This is a genomic window from Desulfovibrio sp. (assembly GCF_019424165.1).
Taxonomy (GTDB): Bacteria; Desulfobacterota; Desulfovibrionia; order Desulfovibrionales; family Desulfovibrionaceae; genus Desulfovibrio.
Genome location: NZ_JAHZAA010000010.1, coordinates 30,516 through 49,581, shown reverse-complemented (window position 1 = coordinate 49,581; position 19,066 = coordinate 30,516). Strand labels below are relative to the sequence as shown.

Here is a 19,066-nt window from a genome sequence, read left to right as displayed (position 1 = left end):
ATACAACAAAAGGCCCGGTATTTCCGGGCCTTTTGTTGTATGAGGTTTGTCAAAGAACTGTTAGGTGTTGGTACCGTTCTGACGCTTGCTGACGTGGTTCTTGTGGCTGAAGAAGTAGCTGATGCCGAGGAGTATGAACCACAGGGGCGTGGTAAGCATGGCCGTGCGTGTATCAGCTTCAAAGGTCAGCAGAACGAGCACGATGGCGAAGAATATCCAGCATATCCAGCAGGAGAATACGCCGCCAGGCAGCTTGAACTTGGAGGCCGCATGACGCTCGGGGTGCTTCTTGCGATAGACGTAGTACGACACAAGAATCATGGACCACACGAAGATGAAGCAGATGGCGGAGATGGTTGTCATGACGGTAAAGGCCGCCATAATGGTGGGCATGATAATGAGCATGGACGCACCGAGCAGCAGGCAGAGGCACGAGAACAGCAGGCCGTTGGCAGGAACCCGGTGTGAAGAAAGCTTGCCGAAAGATTTGGGGGCTACCCCGGCCAGCGACAGGCCGTACAGCATGCGGCTGGTGGAGTAGATGCCGCTGTTGGCGGAAGAGGCCGCCGAGGTCAGCACCACGAAGTTGACGATACTGGCTGCGGCGGGGATGCCCACGGCCACGAAGGTGTGGACGAACGGGCTTGTTTCGGGGTCAATGGCGGACCAGGGCGTGATGCACATGATGGCCACCAGGGCGAACACGTAGAAGAACACGATACGGAAGGGAATGGTGTTGATGGCCTTGGGCAGGTTGACTTCAGGGTCTTTGGCTTCCGCCGCTGTGGTTCCGATAAGCTCAATGCCCACAAAGGCGAACATGGCTATCTGAAAGCCCGCAAAGAAGCCGAATATCCCCTTGGGGAACCATCCTCCATGATCCCACAGGTTGGATACTGCGGCCACGTCACCCGATATGGATGAGGTAAAGCCGGTAATGACCATGACCGCTCCAGCGCAAATAATGGCCATGATGGCCACAATTTTGATGGAGGCGAACCAGAATTCCATTTCGCCGAAAAGGTGCACCGAAACAAGGTTGAGTGCCATGATCAGCAGCACGAAGAGAATGGATGGTATCCATACGGAAAGTGTGGGGAACCAGAAGTGAAAGTAAGAGGCAATGGCGATAACGTCTGCCGTGCCAGTAACAATCCAGCAGAACCAGTAGGTCCAGCCTACAAAAAATCCGGCCCAGGGACCAATGATATCCTCCGCCATGTCAGTGAAGGATTTGTACTTGAGGTTTGAGAGAAGCAGTTCTCCCATGGCTCGCATGACAAGGTACAGGAAGGCGCCGATGATTGCGTAGACAAAGATGATGGAAGGCCCGGCAAGGCTGATGGTTTTGCCGGAACCCATGAAAAGGCCTGTACCGATGGCGCCGCCGATGGCAATAAGCTGGATGTGTCTTTGGCTGAGACCGCGTTTGAGAGTGTGAGGATCTTCCTGTCCCACGGGGGGGGTGGGCTTGTCACTCATGGTACGTGCTCCCTGTTTTTTGTTGGTGCTGTGGGGCGTTTGCATTCTTGCCCCGCACAAAAAAAGCAATGTCTGTTTTCTGGTGCGGAATTGGCCTGTACGGCCTGTCCGCGCGTGGCCTGTCTGGTGTCCTCCTTACGCATCAGCGGGGGGAGCCGGTGCGTCAGTTACAATTAACTCGGTTTCGGGTCAAATAACGACCTGCTGACAGCAAAGGGTGAAAAGTCTGGGCAGCCGTGCAAAAAAGCAGCGCTGCCATGAGCCGTGAAAACAATGGGCATCCGTTGTTGTATGAATTTTTTATGCTGAAAAGCCCGGAAGGGCGTGAGCCGGGTAAGGTAATGCCTCGGCTGGAAGGTGCGGTTTTTGCCGCGCTTGCTCCGGGCAGCATGGCGTGCGCGCATGCGCGCGGAAACGGTGAAAGGCCGCGTGCCGGAGTACGCGGTAAAACTTTGTTGCCAATCGCGGCAAGTCGTTCTGAGGTAGAGTGTGCTGTCGGGTAAAAGGCAGGCAGCAGAAAAGGTGTTTTTACTGGATGGAAATAAACAATACTGGCGCGATAAAGGCTGATGCCGGGGGAGCAGGGCTGTCCTGGTAGAGGCGCGTATATGTAGGGCGGGGATGCGTCTGTTTTTGATTTTGCGGCGGAACAAGAAAGGCGGGAGAAATTAGCGCGAACACGCAGAAGCGGAGTAAAGCCGCTACGGCAGTTCGTTGCCCGCAGTACCTGCGGGGCCGTCTTGCACGGTCAGTTGTGGCTCTTGTGCTGAAGGGCCGCCAATACTGGGGCCGATGGCAAATAAAAACACGCCATGACAGTCACCTCGTCGCAGAGGTTCAACTTCTGTCATCAGCGTGCGCCAACTTCAGAGTGCGTCCGACCATGATCCTTTTGCCTGAGAGTTTCGATCGCTCTTGCCCCTTCGGCGTGCTGTCCAGCAGCAAGCTCTCTCATGGTCATCATTCGCTTTATGAATACCCAATGTGAAGTACCTGGTATGCTGATCAGAGTAGTAACTGTTTAATACAAAGATTGTCAAATAAGTTTTTTCACAATCTTTTGTGCCGTAAAATTGATGGGTTGTGAAATGTTTTCGCCTTGAAAGGTTGCGCGCAGAAATATTTTTCTATTTATTGGTAATAAAGCAGCGCTGTTAGCCGTTGTGCTGTCGGACGGCTGCGGCATGCCTGCCCCGCAGCGGGCGGGCATGGCCTATTCGGTATATAGGGTAAGATAGAGATCCCCTTGCCAGGGGCCGATGCGCTTGCCCAATCCGCGCAGGCGTATGGGTTTGCCCACGGTAAAGTCAGGAGGCAGGGTTATTTCAACCGTTTTAAGTTCTGCCTGAATTCCCTGGCGTATCTGCAGGCGCACCCGGCAGCCCGGCGCAAGGTTGGCAGCGGGCAGGGTAAGACTTTGCTCTTCGTCGATCTGCCGGCGCAGCCAGCCCCTGACCATACCGGTGACGCCCTTTGTCATATCAGATGACCATTTGGTCGTACCCCAGGCCAGGTTGCTTTTATGCAGTGGAGTGCTTCTCTTCTCTTTCTGCGCGGCCTTTGGCCTGGCCCTGCTTTGCGGGGCGGATTCCGCCGTATGGGCTTCGGCTGTTTCCTGCTGGGGCTTTTCGGCATGTTGCCGGTTCAGTTCGCTATAAATATCTTCAAAAACACGGCGGGCAAAAGGGTCGTTAAGCAGGTCGCGCAGTACGTCCTGCTCGGCATAGGCCGCGCCTGCCGTGCCGTTACGGTCTGTGGCATTTTCTTCAGAACCGGTGGTTTCTTCGTTTTGTTGCTTTTTCTTTTGTTGTTCTGTCTGCGAGCCCGCGTCTGCCCCCGCTGTTTTTGCCTGCTGCTGACCTGCTGCTTCAGCTCCGCCAGTTCCGTCGGGTGGGGGAGGAGCCTTGTCTTCAGTTTGGCCGGCATCTGCGGCGGGGCCGGGTTTTTTGTCGGAGCCATCACCCTGGGCGGCGTTTTTTTTGGCTTTTTGTGCCGCCTTTCGCGCTTCAGAGGTGGCCCTGATGCCATCTTCGTGCTTGAGAATGCCTGAGAGCGCCACATAGGCTTCGTTGAGCATCTGAAAATCCCGGCTGGCTTCGGCATTGCCGGGATTCAGGTCAGGGTGCAGCTCAAAGGCGCGTCGGCGGTAAGCCCTTTTTACGGCGGCAAGGTCAGCGTTCTTCTCAAGCTTGAGAATTTCGTAGCATTCCTTGAGGGATATCTGGCGGGAGCGGCGTCGCATGATGTCTTTTTATTTAAGGATAAGGGCGTTGGCTTCGCAACTGCAATCGCTGGCAAGCAGGCCGTGCTCGCGCAGATACTGGCGGCCCTGTCGTTCAAAGGCCGCGTGGGAAGCATCCAGGTTGATACCCGGACAAAATTCTTTAGCCATGGCAAGGCTTGCAGGGTCTTCAATATTACCGCGAAAAAAGGGCCAGGCACGGCAGATGGCAGGCTTGCCTTCGTGTACGCCGCAGCCTTTCCCCTGCTGGAAGAAAACGCAATAGCCGTCTGCACCGCTGCGAATTTTCAATTTGCCGCCCACGTAGTAGCAATACCCTTCTATAACGGCTTCGGGGGCAAGCCCCATGTGCGCGGCCAGGCGTGTAAGGTCAGTGGGGCTGACCACAATTCCGCCGACTCCTTCGCAGCAGTGACCGCACATGCGGCAGTCGAAAACCGTATCCGATGAAACAGACATGAATTATCCTTGAATAGTTGCGGCGTTGGGCAAAAGGCGGGCATGCTCGACCATGATGCAGGCGTCTTCTATCACGGTAATGTCAAGAGCGGTCAAAAGCACACGGGCTTCGGGCGAGCGGATGCCTTGCTGCATCCAGAAAACAGCGGGCCGCCAAGGCAGGGCCAGTACCTCGCGCGCGTGATCCGGGCAGTATTGGGGAGCGCGAAACAGGTTCACGATGTCCACGGGGCCGGGCAGGGACGCAAGATCGGGATAGGCTGTAAGCCCCCATACCGTCTGGCGTACCGGGTGTACAGGATAAATTTCGTAGCCTTTATCCATGAGATAGCGGCCGACACGGTCAACAGGCTGGCCGGGTTTATCTTTAGCTCCGACAATGGCAATGCGCCGCGCCCGCTCAAGCTGGGTGCGCAGTTCTTTATGATCCTGCATATGGTCCCCGAAAGGTGAGATGACAGAGAGCCGGCGGATTTTCTCCACCGGCAGTCTGCCATCCTAGACGGCTACAGAAAAATGCGCAAGCTTTCCTGACAAGGAGACCGGGTGTGGCGGCATGTTGCCGCGCAAATACTTCGGCGTGGGATTACGACAGCCCCCGGTCATAAGCCAACGGCCATTCCAGGAGGCAAATATTCTCTATTCAAGCTGTCGGCCGGGCCGGCTGCGGCATCCCCCCCTTGCCGTCCCTGGCGTTTTCGCGCACAGGCCCGGAAAATAGGGGAGTTATGGCAATAATCTTGTCTGTTTTGCCGAAAAGATAAACGATGTCACCGGGTTCAAAGATTTCGTCCGCGCCCGGCGAGGCATGGGTTACCCCTTCCCGCAGTATGGCAATAACGGTAACCCCGTGGCGGCGGCGCAATTCTGTTTGCGCCAGACTGCGGCCGCACAGGGGAGAGGCCCCGCCAAGGCGCATGGTCTGTACGCCCATGTCGGGCAGGCGGTTTACAATGCTGTCCAGCGAATCCACCGCGGAACTCATGAGGCGTATCATACGGTAGTTTTCCTGTCTGATCCGGGCGGCAAACGTGTCTATATCCTGCCTGGGTACAAGGTACTGGCTCAGTACTCTGGTGAAAACTTCAATAGAAGTTTCAAATTCTTCCGCGATAACCTCGTCTGCTCCCAGTCTGCGCAGGGCCGCCACCTCGGTAACAAAGCGGGTGCGCGCGATGATGTGCAGGTTGGGGTTGAAGCGCCGCGCTTCGATGGTAATGGCCCGTACAGCCGAGGGATCGGAAATGACAATCACCAGCACCCGCGCCCGGGTAACGCCCAGATGCTCCAGAACCACGGGTTGCGAGGCGTCGCCGTGCGCGATGGGTTCTTTATGGCGGTAGCGGCTCACGGTTTCGGGGTTCATTTCCAGAATGGTGTATTCAATGCCCGACTCTTTGGCCACATGGGCCAGGTGTTTGCCGCTGATGCCGAAGCCAACGATGATCAGATGGTCTTCCAGGCGTTTTTCCCCTTCCTGCTGCCCGGATTCTTCCTGCTGTTCGTTGTTGCGCTGCCCGGTAAAGCGGTCTGCCAGACGCGGGGCAATGGCCATAAGCCCGGGTGTAAGCATCATGGTCAGCACGCTCACGTCCAGAAAATTCTGATAGGCATCCATGTCAAAAAGCCCGGCGCTCAGGCCGGAGGCTGCCAGCACAAAGGCAAACTCACCCACCTGGGCAAGGGAAAGGGACGTGATGATGGCCGCGCGCAGGGGATAGCCCTGGACAAGTACCGCGGGCAGCGTGAGCAGACTTTTGATCACAATAAACAAGGCAGTAAGCCCGATGATGGAAAAAAAGTGTTTTCCGAAAAAATCCACATTGAGCATCATGCCTACGGAAATGAAAAAAAGACTCATAAATACGTCACGATAGGGCAAAATACCCGCAATGACGCTCATGCTGTACTGGGAGCGGGCCAGCAGCAGCCCGGCCATGAATGCACCCAGTGAAAGGGAAAGGCCCAGAGTGTTGGTCAGCAAGGCCATGCCGAGGCACAGCCCCAGCGTGGTCAGCAGCAGGATTTCTCTGGTGCGCGTGCGTACCACGGCCTCCATGAGGCGGTCGAGGCCGAAGCGCGCGAAAAGGAGCACGCCCCCAAGAGCCAGCACCACCCACAGCGTGGAAAAAAAGGCGCTTTCCAGCGAAAGGTCAAGAGTGCCGGAAAGCAGGGGTACACACAGCAGCATGGGGGCCACCATAATGTCCTGAAAGACCAGAATAGCGAGCGACAGCCTCCCTGTGGGCGTATTGGTGGAGCCACGCTCCTGCATGATGCGCAGCACGATAGCCGAGGACGAAAGGGCCACCAGGCAGCCCATAAACACCCCCTGCTGATAGGAGTAGCCGCCCAGCAGGGCCAGACCCATAACGGCCAGCACGGTAAGGCCGATCTGTAGGCTGCCTCCCAGAAATACCGGACGTTTCAGGCGGTTGAGCGCCTCGCCGGAAAGCTCCATGCCGATGGTAAAAAGCAGCATGGCTACGCCGATTTCAGCCACATGATCAATGGCTTCGCGGTCACTGACTATGCCGAGCAGGGAAGGGCCGCACAAAACACCTGTAAGCAGAAAGCCAACAGTGGCGGGCAGTTTTATTTTATTGCAGGTAACGGTGACAAAGATGGAGAGCAGAAAAATGGTTACGATCTCATAGAGCAAGGGCACGTCCATAGGACCTCCGTGCCGCGCAAAATATCACCGCGGCCATAGCCGCGCAAGCATATTTTATGGATGAAATTAAATGGGTTATATTTAATGTGCTTAGGTAGATACGGAGCACGCGGGGCAGTTTTACGGTAGGCGCTGCCGTTACACACATGGGGCCGCCGTAGCGTATTTGTGTGGTGTTACAATTATGTTGTTATTATTATTTAAAATAATAAAAAATAGTTGTTGTGGGATGATGCGCGGCGCGAAAATTTGCGCCCTCGGGCGGTTATAACTCTCCAAACATGACATTATCCATCCCGACGCAGAGTAAAGATAAAACCCGAAGTCCGTTTTAAAAAAGCACGTGGGGCTGCCCGTCGATGTGTTGCAGGCGGACTGGAATGCCGTAAACCCGGCTCAGATCGTGCTCGTTCAGGGCCGGTGTCGGCCCCTGGTACGCCGAACGTCCTTGGTGCAGCAGCATGGCGTCTTGCGCATAGCGCAGGGCGTAACTCAGATGGTGCAGAACAATGAGGACACACATGCGTCGATTTATGGCGAGTTTTGTAATGGTTTCAAGTATGTCGACCTGATTGCGGATATCCAGATGGTTGACGGGCTCATCCAGCAGCAGTACCGGGGCTTCCTGCGCAAGCGCGCGGGCAATAAGCGTTTTTTGCAATTCGCCGCCGCTGAGGCTGGTGACGCATTGTTTTTGCATGTGGGCAAGGTTCAGTTCTTCAAGAATGGCCTGTGTTTTCAGGCGGTCATCCTTGCCGGGCCGCCAGCCCATGCGGGATCGGCGCCCCAAAAGTACGGCATCAAAAACGTTGCACGGCACGGGATGGGCAACCTGCGGCAGGTAGGCCACAATCTGCGCGCGCTGGCGGCGGTTCAGGCTGGAAAGGTCCTGCCCCTGGTGAAGCACGCGCCCGGATGTGGGCCGGTCAAGCCCGGCCACAATCCGTATAAGCGTGCTTTTGCCTGCGCCGTTGGGACCGATGAGGGCCATGCAGCGTCCCGGCTCAAGGCGAAAGGAGATGCCGTCAAGGATGGTTTTGCCGGACCGCGCCACAAGAGAAATGTTTTCGGCCTCAAGCATGCGCTTTGGCCCCCCTGAAAAGGATGCATAAAAAAACCGGAACTCCGGTAAAGGCGCAGACAATGCCTATGGGCAACAGGGCGGGGTATATGATGGTCTGGGCTACAAGATCGGCCGCCAGTAAAAAGCATGCGCCAAACAGGGCAGAGCCGCCCAGCAGAAAAAAATGCCCGGCATGGGGAAATGTCAGGCGGACCATGTGAGGAGCCACCAGGCCCACAAAGCCGATGACGCCGTAAAAGGCGGTGGCAAAAGCGGCCATAAGGGAGGCCATGAACAGGGTTGCGCAGCGCAGGCGCAGCACAGGCACACCCAGGGCAGTGGCCTGGGCATCGCCCCATCGCAGCGTGTCGTAATCAAGATTGTGCCGCAGGGAAAAGACAAGCCCCGCCAGTAGCACAAAGCTTACCAGCGCAACCTCGCGCCAGCTTCCTCTGCTCAGGTCGCCAAAGCTCCAGAATACGGTCGCCGCCACCTGACTGTCAGTGGCAAAATACTGTAACGACATGGTGGCGGCCCCGAAAAGGGTCGACAATGCCACCCCCGCGAGTATGAGGCCCTGCGGCCCCATGCCCCGCACCATGCTGAAAGCCAGTATAAGCAGGGCTGCCGCGAGGGACCCGGCCAGTGCGCCCACGGCGACAATGCTCAGCCCGGCCAGGCCGCCCGCAACGGGCAGGATGATCATGGAAAAGCTGGCTCCAAAGGCGGCCCCCTGTGAAAGGCCGAGAGTAAAGGACGAAGCCAGCGGATTGTTGAGCACGTTTTGCAGCATGGTTCCGGCAAGAGCCAGCGATGCACCCACAGTCAGGGCGGCGCAAACTTTGGGCAGGCGCAGATGGAGCACAAAATAACGTAGGGACTCATCGCCGGAAGAGCTGAAAAGGGCCGAACATATGTCGGCCCACGAACGTGAAACTGCCCCAAGCTTCATGCCCGTCAGCCCCAGCAGTACGGCAACGGCCAGCAGTGCAGCCGCTGTGCAGGCGCGCACAAAAGGGCTGTCCCACGGCAGGGAACAGCAGTGCCGTTTTTCTGTGCCCTTGCTGCGGTACTCGTCCGGGTTGCCGCAGTGAGCGTGAGGCTGCGCCGCGGCGCAGATTTCGTCGTCGTGCGACTCTTTACCGGGCATAGTCCAGCCCTTGCGCTGTCAGTTGCAGCCTGCCCGGCCTGCCGGTGACGCGCGCCATGTCTTCATAAAGAGGACAACCGTTGAAAAGAATGAATATTTCATCGGCAATCGCTTCGGGGTCAAGGCTGGCATACCTTTGGGGGTAGGCGGCCTTGGCCATAAAAAACGCGTTGATGTAGAGCACTTCGGGATTGTTGAAGTAGGCAGTATGCGGCAACAGCAACCAGGCGTTGCCGCTTGTCAGGGCCGTGAGGCGTTCGTAGTAGCCCCGTTCGCTGGCCAACCCCTGCCGTATGAGCGGCAGGCCGTTGCCGTCAATGAAAACCAGGGGCGGATTGGCCGCCAGCAGGAATTCCTTGTTGATGAAAAAATGCCCAGAACGGCCCATACCGTCGGCCATGTTTTTTACACCAGACAGTGCGAACGGCAGAAAGTCGGCGGCCGTGCTTTTGATATCCTGGTTGCCGCGGTAGGAGAGACCACCCACGTAGGCCCGCGCCTCTTCGCCTTCCGGCGGGGCGGGCAGGCGGGCGGCCAGGGCGCGAACGCCCATGACCACTTCCTCGGCGCGTTCTTTCTTGCCCAGAATGCTTCCGGCAATAAGGATGGAGTCAAGAAAGACCTCACTGTCGAAAGCGGGCAGGCCTTGGCTCAGGGCAATGACGGGGATGCGCAGTTTGCGCTGGAGCAGGTCCGGTTCTGCCGGGTCGGTGGAAATGATGAAGACCACATCTGGCTCGAGGCCCACAATGCGCTCGTAGTTCGGCACGCGCACGGCTCCGGCCTTGCCGACGACGGGCAGGTCTTTGAAGCGTTCACGGTTGCAGAGCACATAGGGCTTGGCGATGGTGGTCTTGTCTATGTCTTCCACGCCCACGATTTTGTCTTGCGCGCCAAGGTAGGTCACAAAAGCCATACTGCTGCCAAGGGCCACCATGCGCCTGATGGCTTCCGGTTCCGGCACTTCCACAACGCGGCCCATGGCATCTGTGACGGAGCGCGCCCCGGCAGGGGCCGCGCCCGTCAGCAGCGCCAGAGCCAGCATAAGCAGACTCAGCGCTTTTGCCATATGATCATCTCGATAACATAGTCTGTGCGTTCCACATACTGGCCGCTTTCGTCCCTGAATGCCTCCACGTGAGCTTCCACAAAGTGCGGGTCCGGCTCCGCACCGTAGTCACGCAGGGTGGTGACGCAGGTGTCCACCAAATCTTCCCGGCTTTTTGCCACTACCCACTGGCCTTTGACCGGTATGGCCGTATACGGCACGCCCTTGCCGTCAAGCCACGCGCGCATGTCTTGGGCATTGTTGAAAATTTTTGGAGCAATGCCGTAGTGCTCGTGCAGGCCCTGCATGACATCGGAAAGCATGCGGTCGGAAAAGCCCATAAAAACCACCGTTTCGGTGGCATACTGCATAAGTTTTTCTCTGCTTTCATCACTTTCGACAGCCGGCGTCATTGAGGCAAAAACAATGTCAAAACGCTCGTCTGAAGAAAAACCATCCCAACCGGAGCATGTGGTGGTTATGTTGGTGATGCCCATTGCAGCGGCATCTTCGCGCAGCAGGCGCAGCATTTCATCGGCAACGTCCACAGCGGTGACTGATTCGGCCATGCGCGCCAGGCGCAAGGTGTACATGCCGCTGCCGCAGCCCACGTCCAGAACGCGCTTGCCGTTGAAATCCACGCCGTTTTCCGCGGCATGGCGCAGCATGCCCGCCTCGTAATTATTGTCGCCTTCTTCAAAGCGCGGAAAGGTGCGCGACCGGGCGTTCCAGTATTCACGCTGCTTTTGCTGTTTTTCGTCTACAGTTCCCATTTGATGCTGACTCCCGCGTTGAATCCCAGTGCCGGGTAGCCCCAGGCTTCTTCATACTGGGTGTTGGTAATGTTATCCGCATAGGCTTCAAGGGTCAGGTGTTCGTCCACCTTGTAGCTGAGACTTGCGCCAAGGGTGGCGTAGTCATGCAGGGTGCCTTTACGCAGTTGGGCCGTGTTGACGTAATAACTGCGCTCGCCCACATAGGTCAGCACAGTATCAAGGGTGAACTGCTCATTGATTTTCCAGGTGGTTCCCAGGGTTCCTTTCCAGTCAGGAATATACTCCAGCTTTTCCATTACGCCCCCGGGGTCGGCGGGGTCATTGGATTTTTTGCTGTCCTGCCTGGTCACGGCGGCCTTTACCGTAACATTGTCCAGCACGTCATAGCTGCCGCTCAGCGTAGCGCCGTATATTTCGGCGTCAATATTGTAGGCAGCCCACGCTTGATAGCTTTGTGGTCTGTTTACGTAGACGGGCTTGTGGACGATATAATCCTGAATATTGTAGTAAAAGCCGGAAAGCTTGAGAAATCCCTTGCCGCCGAAGCTGTACTTGTAGGCGGCGTCGATGCCGCGGGCCGTTTCTGGCTTTATGTCCTTGCCTACAAGATAGGGTACATTGACGGTATTGTCCCGTGATGATGACTGCGAGTTCCAGTACAGTTCGGGAATGGTGGGGGTTCTGTAGTTCTGGTACAAGGCCAGGGAAGCGGATTGATTTTCGGTAAACTCGTAGGTGATCATGGCTTTGGGAGAAAGCTGCGAGCCGAAATAGTTTCTGTCCTGACCGTCAGGGCTGTAGCTGAAGCTGTCGTAGCGCAGGCCGATATCCAGGTGCAGGCTGTCGGTAAGGGAAAACTTGTCGGCCAGAAACGCCCCCACTACCGTGGCCGGCGCGCCCGCTTCGGAGGATTCCATCTGGCCCGTCCACTTGTTTGGCCCGGCTTTGTTGTAGTTTTTATCCACATATTCAACGGTAATGGGGCCGGGAGTGAGCCTTTTGTATTCCACGCCGGTCATAAGCTTATGGCCGTGAACGGTGGCTCCTGTCTTGAACTTGAAGCCGTAGGTATTGTCCACAATAACGTTGCGGTCCAGTACGAGGTCACCGTTTTTTGTCTTGGATGGATCGAAACCGTCCGGGCCTTTTTTAATCTGCATGCGGGCGCCAACATCCGCATAGTTTTTTTCGCGGCGGTTTTCGCTGTTTTTGAAACCCGAAATTTCAAAGTAGGCTGTTTCCAGAAATTCCTGCCGGTAGGTGAAGTCCATCAGATGGCGGTATTTGGTCCAGTGCGCGCCGTCGCCGATAACGGTCATCGAGGGCGTGGGGGATCCCCCGGCAAAGCTTTCGCCGCTGGCTGTGGGATAGTTGGAGTCTATGGGAGAATCAAAGCCGGGCATATCCGGGTTGGAATCGCTGGTGGGGTTGCCGTCGTTTCTGTTGGTGCGGATAAGCCCGCGCCGGGTCTGGCTATAATTGTAGCCCAGGGTAAGTTCGGCCCGCCAGGGCAGGTCTACGTACAGTTTGGGATTGAAGTGAAAGGAATCATAGTCGTTGTTGCGAAAAAAGGGGTCGGCGTGCTGATGGCTCAGGCCCACGCTCAGGCCGATGGCGTTGAATTTCTGGGCATAGCTGCCGCGCACGTTATGAAAGTCATAAAAGTCCTTCCAGCCGCCCATGGTGGCGTAAACGCTGAAATAGGGCTGCTCGGTGGGGCGGCGGGTGTAGGCATTGATGACGCCGCCCAGAGCGTTGTTGCCGTATTCAACCGAACTGCCGCCCTTGATCACTTCGATCCGCTCGATATTGTCCAGCGGGATGGTGCCAAAGTCGATATAGTTGCCGCCGGACATGCCGGTAGAACTGATGTTGCGGCCATCAAGGTTGAGCATGATTCTTTTGGATTCCATGCCGCGTATGGAAATGATGTCGCTGCTGTCTCCCATGGCGGCCTTGCGCTTGAAAGAAATTTCAGGGTCGCGCACCAGGTAGTCGGCCACGTTATTGCTACGGTTTTTTTCCACCACGATGGCGGTGGTTCTGTCCAGCTTGTCTTCTTCCATACGCCCGGTAACTTTTACCGGGTCCAGAACAAAGACGTCCTGCATGAGATTATCGGAACCGGCTGCGTGGACTGCCTGGGGAATGGCCGTCACAGCCAGCAGGCACAGGCAAAGGATGAGTTTCATACATACCCTCTGGCAGCGCCCGTGCTGAAGGTTGGTGTCAGGTCGGCGCATGTGATGTTTTTTAAAAAAGTGCTATCAATCAATGGAAAAAAAGGCTGCTCCGGGCAGCCCGTAAGCACATTCCCGCGTTACCAGCGCCGGGCGTAATGCCGCTGGCAGTCCAGACAGACTTTTTTGCCGTCCTCAAAACGCAGCATGGGTTCAGCCACCCCTTCGCCGCATGTTTCGCAGGGTACGGAAGTGAAAATACGCGGTCTTTCAGGGGCTTCATACTCCGGGGCAGATGCGCTGAACATTGCTTCAAGCGGCATATCCATAAGGAATTGCTGCCATTCATCTCTACTGGTCTGCTCGTTCTTGCTCGCGCGCAAACACAGGCGCAGGGCCGCGCCGCTTTCTCGGTCGAAGAAAGAATACGCTTGCTTGCCGCGCGGGCGCGCAACCAGGTTGCCTTTGCCGGCGGAACAACCAAGCAGGCACTGAATGGCATCTACGCCACAGGCATCGTTTTCTGTGATGCAAACGAGCTTGCCGTAGTCGGCCTGCCCAAGCACAGGGTGGGCCATTACAGCCTCCACAGCGCGCAGGCCGATGACAAGCCCGGGGCAGAGGTGGCCGTGAAAGGCGACGGCCCTGTTGAGTCTGTCTGAAGCTGACTGATCCATAATGCCTCCTGCATGGCGGTGTAAGTCCCCTTTCCTTCTGGCCGGAATATGACCGAGATCATTCGCTGGCCGCGGTTTTGCCGTTGCGTGGAAAGGCTGTGATAATGTTGATCCGCCCGGTAGTATTATTTTTAAAATCGTAACACCATCATAAAAAGCAGGCAAGAAAATACTTATAAGAAGTACGTTTTTCGCTTGTTTTGTCCTGACCTTGTCAGCCGTGATTTCAGGCAGTCAAAAGCAGGACGGCACACAAAAAAGCTGAAGCCGGAACTGCCCGCGTCCAGGCAGTTCCGGCTTCAGCTTTTGCAGCAGGTTACAATCGTTTTCAGGCTTGCATACTTCTAGGCGGCGCAAGGCGGGGCCAGACGTCCGGAGACTACAGCCTGATGAGTTCGTAGGCTCGGTTGCCCAGTCCGATTTCTTCGCCATACTGCAACTGAACGGGTCCACGGGTGTGGGGCCAGCGCGCGGTGAACTTGTCCTGTTCCCCGTTTTTTTCCTGCGCGCTACCACACAGGCTGGGCGCGCTGTTGACCAGATCAAGGCACGCCTGGTCCAGGGCTACGGGGTCTGTTGAAGCCAGAATGCCCACATCGGGTACCAGCGGCATATCGCTCCAGGCCACGCAGTCGCAGTCCGGCGTTACGTTGAGCACAAAGTTGATATAGCAGACGCGCCTGTTCCTGCCCTTGACCGTGCCGTAGGCGTATTCGGTCATGCGCTCCATAAACGGCTCCATTTCCGTCGCCCAGTCCATAACAATGGCCTTGGCCGGGCAGACTGTCATGCATTCGAAACAGCCGATACATCGCGCCGTTTCCACATGGCTTTTATGGTCGCGCATGCTCAGGGCCTGCTGCGGACATGAATGCACGCATTTGGCGCAGCCGATGCAGTCATCCTTGTTGACGCTTACATGGGTGGCATGCTGCTCCCGCTTGCCCCGTACTGATGCGCCTCCCATTGCCAGATTTTTGACGGCCCCGCCAAAGCCGGCCATCTGATGCCCCTTGAAATGGCTGAGCACCACCATCGACGGTGCGCGGCGTATTTCAGTAGCGATATGAACTTCCTTGAAGTGCTTGCAGTTGCTGCGCACCGGCACGTCGTTGCCGCCGAACAGACCATCGGCAATAATGACGGGAGCACCCACCACCGAAGGGGCAAAGCCGTTAAGGTAGGCTGTTTGCAGGTGATCAACCGCATTGTGCCTGCTGCCGGAGTACAGGGTTGTGGTGTCGGTCAGAAAGGGTTTGCCCCCGGCGGCAATGATTTTGTCCACCACCTGCCGCACCAGGGTGGGGTTCAGGTGTGTGTCGTTACCGTATTCTCCAAAATGCAGCTTGACGGCAGCCAGTTCATTTTTTTTGACAATTTTTTTCAGGTTAAGAGCATCGCACAGGCGGGCTACCTTGACCATCTTGCTTTCTTCATGTGAGCGCGAATGCGTGTCGGTAAAATATACTTTGGCAGGCATGCTGTCCTCCATAGCTGACTTTTTTACGCTGTAACCATAGGGGTTTTTTATGCCGCAGCCTGGGGGGGCGCAAGTAAAAATCCAGGCGGCGTCATCAAAAAATGGCTTGTGGCGCGGCTGGGCGCTTGACAAGACACTCACTCAAGAATAACCTTAACAAGTTTTATACTTCATGAAAACAACGGGTTAGCTCATGCCCTGTAAGGAGGCTCCATGGCCGTTTATGTTGTAGATCATCCTCTTGTGCGCCACAAGATTGGTATTTTGCGTATGGAATCCACCTCCACCAGCGAATTTCGCAGTGTCTCCAATGAAGTGGCCCGCCTGCTTATTTATGAAGCCACCAAGGGATTCCGTACTGAAAAGCATACTGTGCGGGGTTGGGCCGGCCCTGTGGAAATTGAAGCCATTTCCGGCAAAAAAGTTACTGTTGTTCCCATTTTGCGCGCCGGTCTTGGCCTGATGGATGGCGTGCTCGACATGATCCCCGGTGCCAAGATCAGCGTTGTGGGGCTGTACCGCAACGAAGAAACCCTGGAGCCTGTGGAGTATTACGTCAAGCTTGCCAGCGATATGGATCAACGCCTCGCCATCATTCTTGATCCCATGCTGGCCACGGGCGGTTCGCTTATTGCCACCATTGAGCTTCTGAAACGTCACGGCTGCCGCCAGATTTGCAGCCTCAATCTTGTATGCGCGCCCGAGGGTATTGCCAAGGTGGAGGCCGCGCATCCTGATGTGGACATATATACCGCCGCCATTGATGATCATCTCAATGAGCAGGGGTATATTATTCCCGGCCTTGGCGATGCCGGGGACCGCATTTTCGGCACCAAATAACACCCGCACACCTTTAGAACAATCGAGGCAGGGTATGAGCTTGAACGGCTCGCGGCGGGAATTTGCGCCCACCGACTACAATCTGCGTTTCAGGGATTGCCTGATCGGCGCACAGATGCTTTTTGTGGCCTTTGGCGCACTGGTGCTGGTGCCCATACTTACCGGGCTGGACAGTAACGTGGCCTTGTTTACCGCAGGGGTGGGGACGCTGCTTTTTCAGATATGCACCAAGGGGAAAGTGCCGATTTTTCTGGCATCATCCTTTGCTTTTATCGCTCCCATCATCTACGGCGTGCAGACCTGGGGTGTCGCCCAGACTCTGGGCGGGCTGGTTTGCTCCGGCTTTGTCTATTTTATTCTGAGCGGCCTTATCCGCTGGCGCGGCATCGAGGTGGTTTTGCGTGTGCTGCCCCCGGTGGTGACCGGCCCTGTTATCATGGTTATCGGCCTTATTCTTGCTCCGGTGGCCGTGAACATGGCCCTTGGCAAAACCGGCGATGGGGCGGTGCAGCTGATTCCCGAAGAAACGGCCCTGTGGGTTTCGATGACTTCGCTTCTGGTTACGGTGCTGGTTTCCCTTCTGGGGCGGGGTTTTTTACGGCTTATGCCCATACTGTGCGGTATAACGGCGGGCTTTCTGGTTTCGTTGTATCTGGGGCTCGGCGACTGGACAAAGGTTGCGGCCACACCCTGGATGAGCCTGCCGCAGTTCACCTTTCCGGAATTTGCCTGGGAACCCATACTCTTTATCATGCCCATAACCCTTGCCCCGGCCATTGAGCATTTTGGCGACGTGGTCGCCATAAGCTCCATCACCGGGCGTGACTATCTTAAAGATCCGGGCGTGCACACCACCATGTTTGGCGACGGCATTGCCACCATGGCCGCAGGTTTTGTGGGCGGCCCGCCTTGTACCACCTATGCCGAGGTTATCGGCGCGGTGAGCCTGACCCGCGTGTTCAACCCGGCGGTCATGACATGGGCGGCCTTGTGCGCCATTTTGCTTTCCTTTGTGTCCAAGATCGGGGCTTTTTTGTCGTCCATTCCCGTTCCCGTCATGGGCGGCATAATGATCCTGCTTTTCGGGGCCATCATGGTGGTTGGGCTGAATACCTTGGTACGTGCCGGAAAAGACCTGATGGAGCCGAGAAATATGGTTATCGTGGCTCTCATCATTATCTTCGGTGTGGGCGGGATGCAGTTCAGCATCGGTTCTTTCAAGCTCGGCGGCATAGGCCTTGCGGCAGTGACGGGCGTGGCACTCAACCTCTTTTTACCGCGCAGCCGCAGTTGAGCCCGATATAAAAACACCTGCCCCTCGCGGCAACTGCCCAAGAAAATACAAAATACAGTGGCAGGGCGTGACGCGGCAGTGCATTTGCATGCGAATATTCTTCAACCCGCCGGGCGGCATGAGGCTGCCAGGCGGGTTGTATCTTTTCCGGCAAGCATGCTAGGCTTTACTTCAGGGCAAGCCCCGGCCGCCGTATAACTTTCATCCGGTGGCGGCAAGGCAAAAACGCTCAGCATAGCGTTGCTGTTTGGGACTGGCTGCCTTGCTCATGCCCGGCCAAAGCAGTGTTTTTTAAAACTGCCCAGATGTTTGGTTTCGTGAATGTACGGTTGAAAAACCAGCTCCTGTTGCCGAGCTGCCATTGAGTCGTAAAAGGAGGATTCCTATGGCTGATAAAAAAAATAATGACGATTATACAGTGTGCCCTGCCTGTTCTGGTACAGGCAAAAATCAGGACAATACCCCGTGCTTTGAATGTAACGGTACCGGTAAACGCCAGAGCGCCTGCACCGTACCCGTTGGCGCTGAAAACGATGGTGTATGCGACTAGAGCATTTTAACTTTGAAAAAGTTTAACGGCTCTAACACTGCACAGGAGTGCAGCGCGCCGCAACGCGGCGTGGATTCTGCCGAAAATCGCATTTTTCGGCAGAATGACAATTTTGAAATGTAAAGCATTTCAAAATTAATCCGCTCCTGGGCGCATGATTCAGGCATCTGTTGCTATTACTGAAAGAACCCCGGCCAAGGCCGGGGTTCTTTCATGTGCGCGCAGGGCTGCGCGAGCGAAGTTGTTTTTTTACGTTACCTGTTGGGCAGGTGGCCTACAGGCTGCGTTCTTCAAGACCGCCCCTGGCGGGATCTTTTTTAGGCGGCTCCGTTACGGGTTGCAGGCCGGGTACGACATCGTGCACTTCGGTGGGCGGTGCAAGCGGATTGGAAGCGGCCCTTTCGATAATCTTGCTGTCGCGCACAAAAACTGTGCAGGACAGGCCGAAGCATTCATTGATGGCGGCCACGGTTCCTTTGAGCATTTCCTGATCGTTCTGCGGCGGGGGAACAAGAAGGTAATAGGTGCGCGTGCGTCCACCCATGCGCGGCTCAACGGTGCAGGCCACTATCCATTCATCCTGCCCGTCGCCGTTCCAGTCCGCGATGGCCACCATGTTGGCGGTAAGGGTTTGTGTGGCATGCCTGATGCGGAAGCCGTTATCCCAATGCGTGACGCGGCTGTCTGGCTGCATGGTGGCGGCAAAGGTACTGCCCAGATACACATCGTGGCTTGTTTCACCGGCCATGAAGGAGGGAGAAAGCCGCCGGAAAAGCGTTTCGCCATAACTTTTATAACCCGCAAAAGACATGGGGGCCACGTAGGAACCTTTGTCGTCCAGCAGGTTGCGGGCTTGAAGTTCTTTGGGCATGGCTCTGGCCATACGGATGAATTGATCTTTTTCCACAACGACCACAGGGCGGGTGGAGCAGCCGAAAAGCAGAACGCCCAGGCAGAGCAGGGCGCAAAAACGCGTGATAAGCATGATGACAGTATTCTCCTGGCGGAGTTTTGACATGGAGCCGGGGTGTGCGGCAATGCAGCCTTTGTATGCGCAGGCCAGCACCTTGTAAAGTGGGTTGTTCTGTCGTTTCGCTTCGCATGGTATGGTATCTGCATATTTTTTACCGGCTGGTTCGTTCATGCTTCAA

At 56.1% G+C, this 19,066-nt stretch carries 18 protein-coding genes and 1 riboswitch; of the genes, 4 read left to right on the top strand and 14 right to left on the bottom strand.

From position 1 onward, the window contains the following. Positions 1-60 precede the first annotated feature (60 nt). Positions 61-1,482, bottom strand: a complete 1,422-nt coding sequence (cycA, locus tag QZ377_RS05680; protein WP_291440228.1) for a D-serine/D-alanine/glycine transporter — start codon at positions 1,480-1,482, stop codon at positions 61-63. A 257-nt stretch (positions 1,483-1,739) separates the two neighbouring features. Between cycA and QZ377_RS05675 the strand changes: the two genes are divergently transcribed. Beyond that, positions 1,740-1,985, top strand: a complete 246-nt coding sequence (locus tag QZ377_RS05675) for a hypothetical protein (protein WP_291440227.1) — start codon at positions 1,740-1,742, stop codon at positions 1,983-1,985. A gap of 198 nt (positions 1,986-2,183) precedes the next feature. On the opposite strand, the gene QZ377_RS05670 is transcribed toward QZ377_RS05675, so the two are convergent. The 12 genes from QZ377_RS05670 to QZ377_RS05615 form a co-directional block, all read right to left on the bottom strand. Beyond that, positions 2,184-2,333 carry a hypothetical protein gene (locus tag QZ377_RS05670; protein WP_291440226.1) on the bottom strand — a complete coding sequence of 50 codons (150 nt, stop codon included), beginning with the start codon at positions 2,331-2,333 and terminating at the stop codon, positions 2,184-2,186. 23 nt (positions 2,334-2,356) lie between these two features. Then, positions 2,357-2,446: riboswitch (glycine riboswitch) on the bottom strand. A 249-nt stretch (positions 2,447-2,695) separates the two neighbouring features. Further along, the gene (locus tag QZ377_RS05665) at positions 2,696-3,724 is read right to left on the bottom strand and encodes a J domain-containing protein (RefSeq protein WP_291440225.1); all 1,029 of its coding nucleotides are present in this window, start codon (positions 3,722-3,724) and stop codon (positions 2,696-2,698) included. 9 nt (positions 3,725-3,733) lie between these two features. Continuing rightward, positions 3,734-4,183, bottom strand: a complete 450-nt coding sequence (locus QZ377_RS05660; protein WP_291440224.1) for a YkgJ family cysteine cluster protein — start codon at positions 4,181-4,183, stop codon at positions 3,734-3,736. A gap of 3 nt (positions 4,184-4,186) precedes the next feature. Further along, entirely contained in the window at positions 4,187-4,618 is a 432-nt protein-coding gene (locus QZ377_RS05655) for a CoA-binding protein (RefSeq protein ID WP_291440223.1), read from the bottom strand. 208 nt (positions 4,619-4,826) lie between these two features. After that, positions 4,827-6,857 (bottom strand): cation:proton antiporter, encoded by a 2,031-nt coding sequence (locus tag QZ377_RS05650; RefSeq protein ID WP_291440222.1) that lies wholly within the window; start codon positions 6,855-6,857, stop codon positions 4,827-4,829. 331 nt (positions 6,858-7,188) lie between these two features. After that, positions 7,189-7,938: an ABC transporter ATP-binding protein gene (locus QZ377_RS05645; RefSeq protein ID WP_291440221.1), complete on the bottom strand. Its 750-nt coding sequence runs from the start codon at positions 7,936-7,938 to the stop codon at positions 7,189-7,191. After that, the gene (locus QZ377_RS05640) at positions 7,931-9,070 is read right to left on the bottom strand and encodes an iron ABC transporter permease (RefSeq protein ID WP_291440220.1); all 1,140 of its coding nucleotides are present in this window, start codon (positions 9,068-9,070) and stop codon (positions 7,931-7,933) included. The genes QZ377_RS05645 and QZ377_RS05640 overlap by 8 nt, the downstream gene beginning before the upstream one ends. Further along, a complete protein-coding gene (locus QZ377_RS05635; protein ID WP_291440219.1) occupies positions 9,060-10,139 on the bottom strand; it encodes an ABC transporter substrate-binding protein in 1,080 nt (359 codons plus the stop codon). Before QZ377_RS05635 ends, QZ377_RS05640 begins: the two co-directional genes overlap by 11 nt. Beyond that, the gene (locus QZ377_RS05630; RefSeq protein ID WP_291440218.1) at positions 10,124-10,891 is read right to left on the bottom strand and encodes a class I SAM-dependent methyltransferase; all 768 of its coding nucleotides are present in this window, start codon (positions 10,889-10,891) and stop codon (positions 10,124-10,126) included. Before QZ377_RS05630 ends, QZ377_RS05635 begins: the two co-directional genes overlap by 16 nt. After that, positions 10,879-13,086, bottom strand: a complete 2,208-nt coding sequence (locus QZ377_RS05625) for a TonB-dependent receptor (protein ID WP_291440217.1) — start codon at positions 13,084-13,086, stop codon at positions 10,879-10,881. The genes QZ377_RS05630 and QZ377_RS05625 overlap by 13 nt, the downstream gene beginning before the upstream one ends. A 128-nt stretch (positions 13,087-13,214) precedes the next feature. Further along, complete coding sequence (locus QZ377_RS05620; protein ID WP_291440216.1) at positions 13,215-13,751, bottom strand: FmdE family protein; 537 nt, start codon at positions 13,749-13,751, stop codon at positions 13,215-13,217. A 379-nt stretch (positions 13,752-14,130) separates the two neighbouring features. Further along, on the bottom strand, positions 14,131-15,231 hold the full coding sequence (locus QZ377_RS05615) for a DUF362 domain-containing protein (protein WP_291440215.1): 1,101 nt from the start codon (positions 15,229-15,231) through the stop codon (positions 14,131-14,133). A gap of 213 nt (positions 15,232-15,444) precedes the next feature. On the opposite strand from QZ377_RS05615, the gene upp reads away from it, so the two are divergent. From upp to QZ377_RS05600, 3 genes are all read left to right on the top strand, one after another. Continuing rightward, positions 15,445-16,071: a uracil phosphoribosyltransferase gene (upp, locus tag QZ377_RS05610; protein ID WP_291440214.1), complete on the top strand. Its 627-nt coding sequence runs from the start codon at positions 15,445-15,447 to the stop codon at positions 16,069-16,071. Positions 16,072-16,105: 34 nt separating this feature from the next. Then, positions 16,106-17,365: a uracil-xanthine permease family protein gene (locus QZ377_RS05605; protein ID WP_291440213.1), complete on the top strand. Its 1,260-nt coding sequence runs from the start codon at positions 16,106-16,108 to the stop codon at positions 17,363-17,365. A 385-nt stretch (positions 17,366-17,750) separates the two neighbouring features. Then, complete coding sequence (locus QZ377_RS05600; RefSeq protein WP_291440212.1) at positions 17,751-17,915, top strand: chaperone protein; 165 nt, start codon at positions 17,751-17,753, stop codon at positions 17,913-17,915. A gap of 274 nt (positions 17,916-18,189) precedes the next feature. Here QZ377_RS05600 and QZ377_RS05595 read toward each other — a convergent pair whose 3' ends face one another. After that, complete coding sequence (locus tag QZ377_RS05595) at positions 18,190-19,059, bottom strand: hypothetical protein (protein WP_291440211.1); 870 nt, start codon at positions 19,057-19,059, stop codon at positions 18,190-18,192. Positions 19,060-19,066 lie beyond the last annotated feature (7 nt).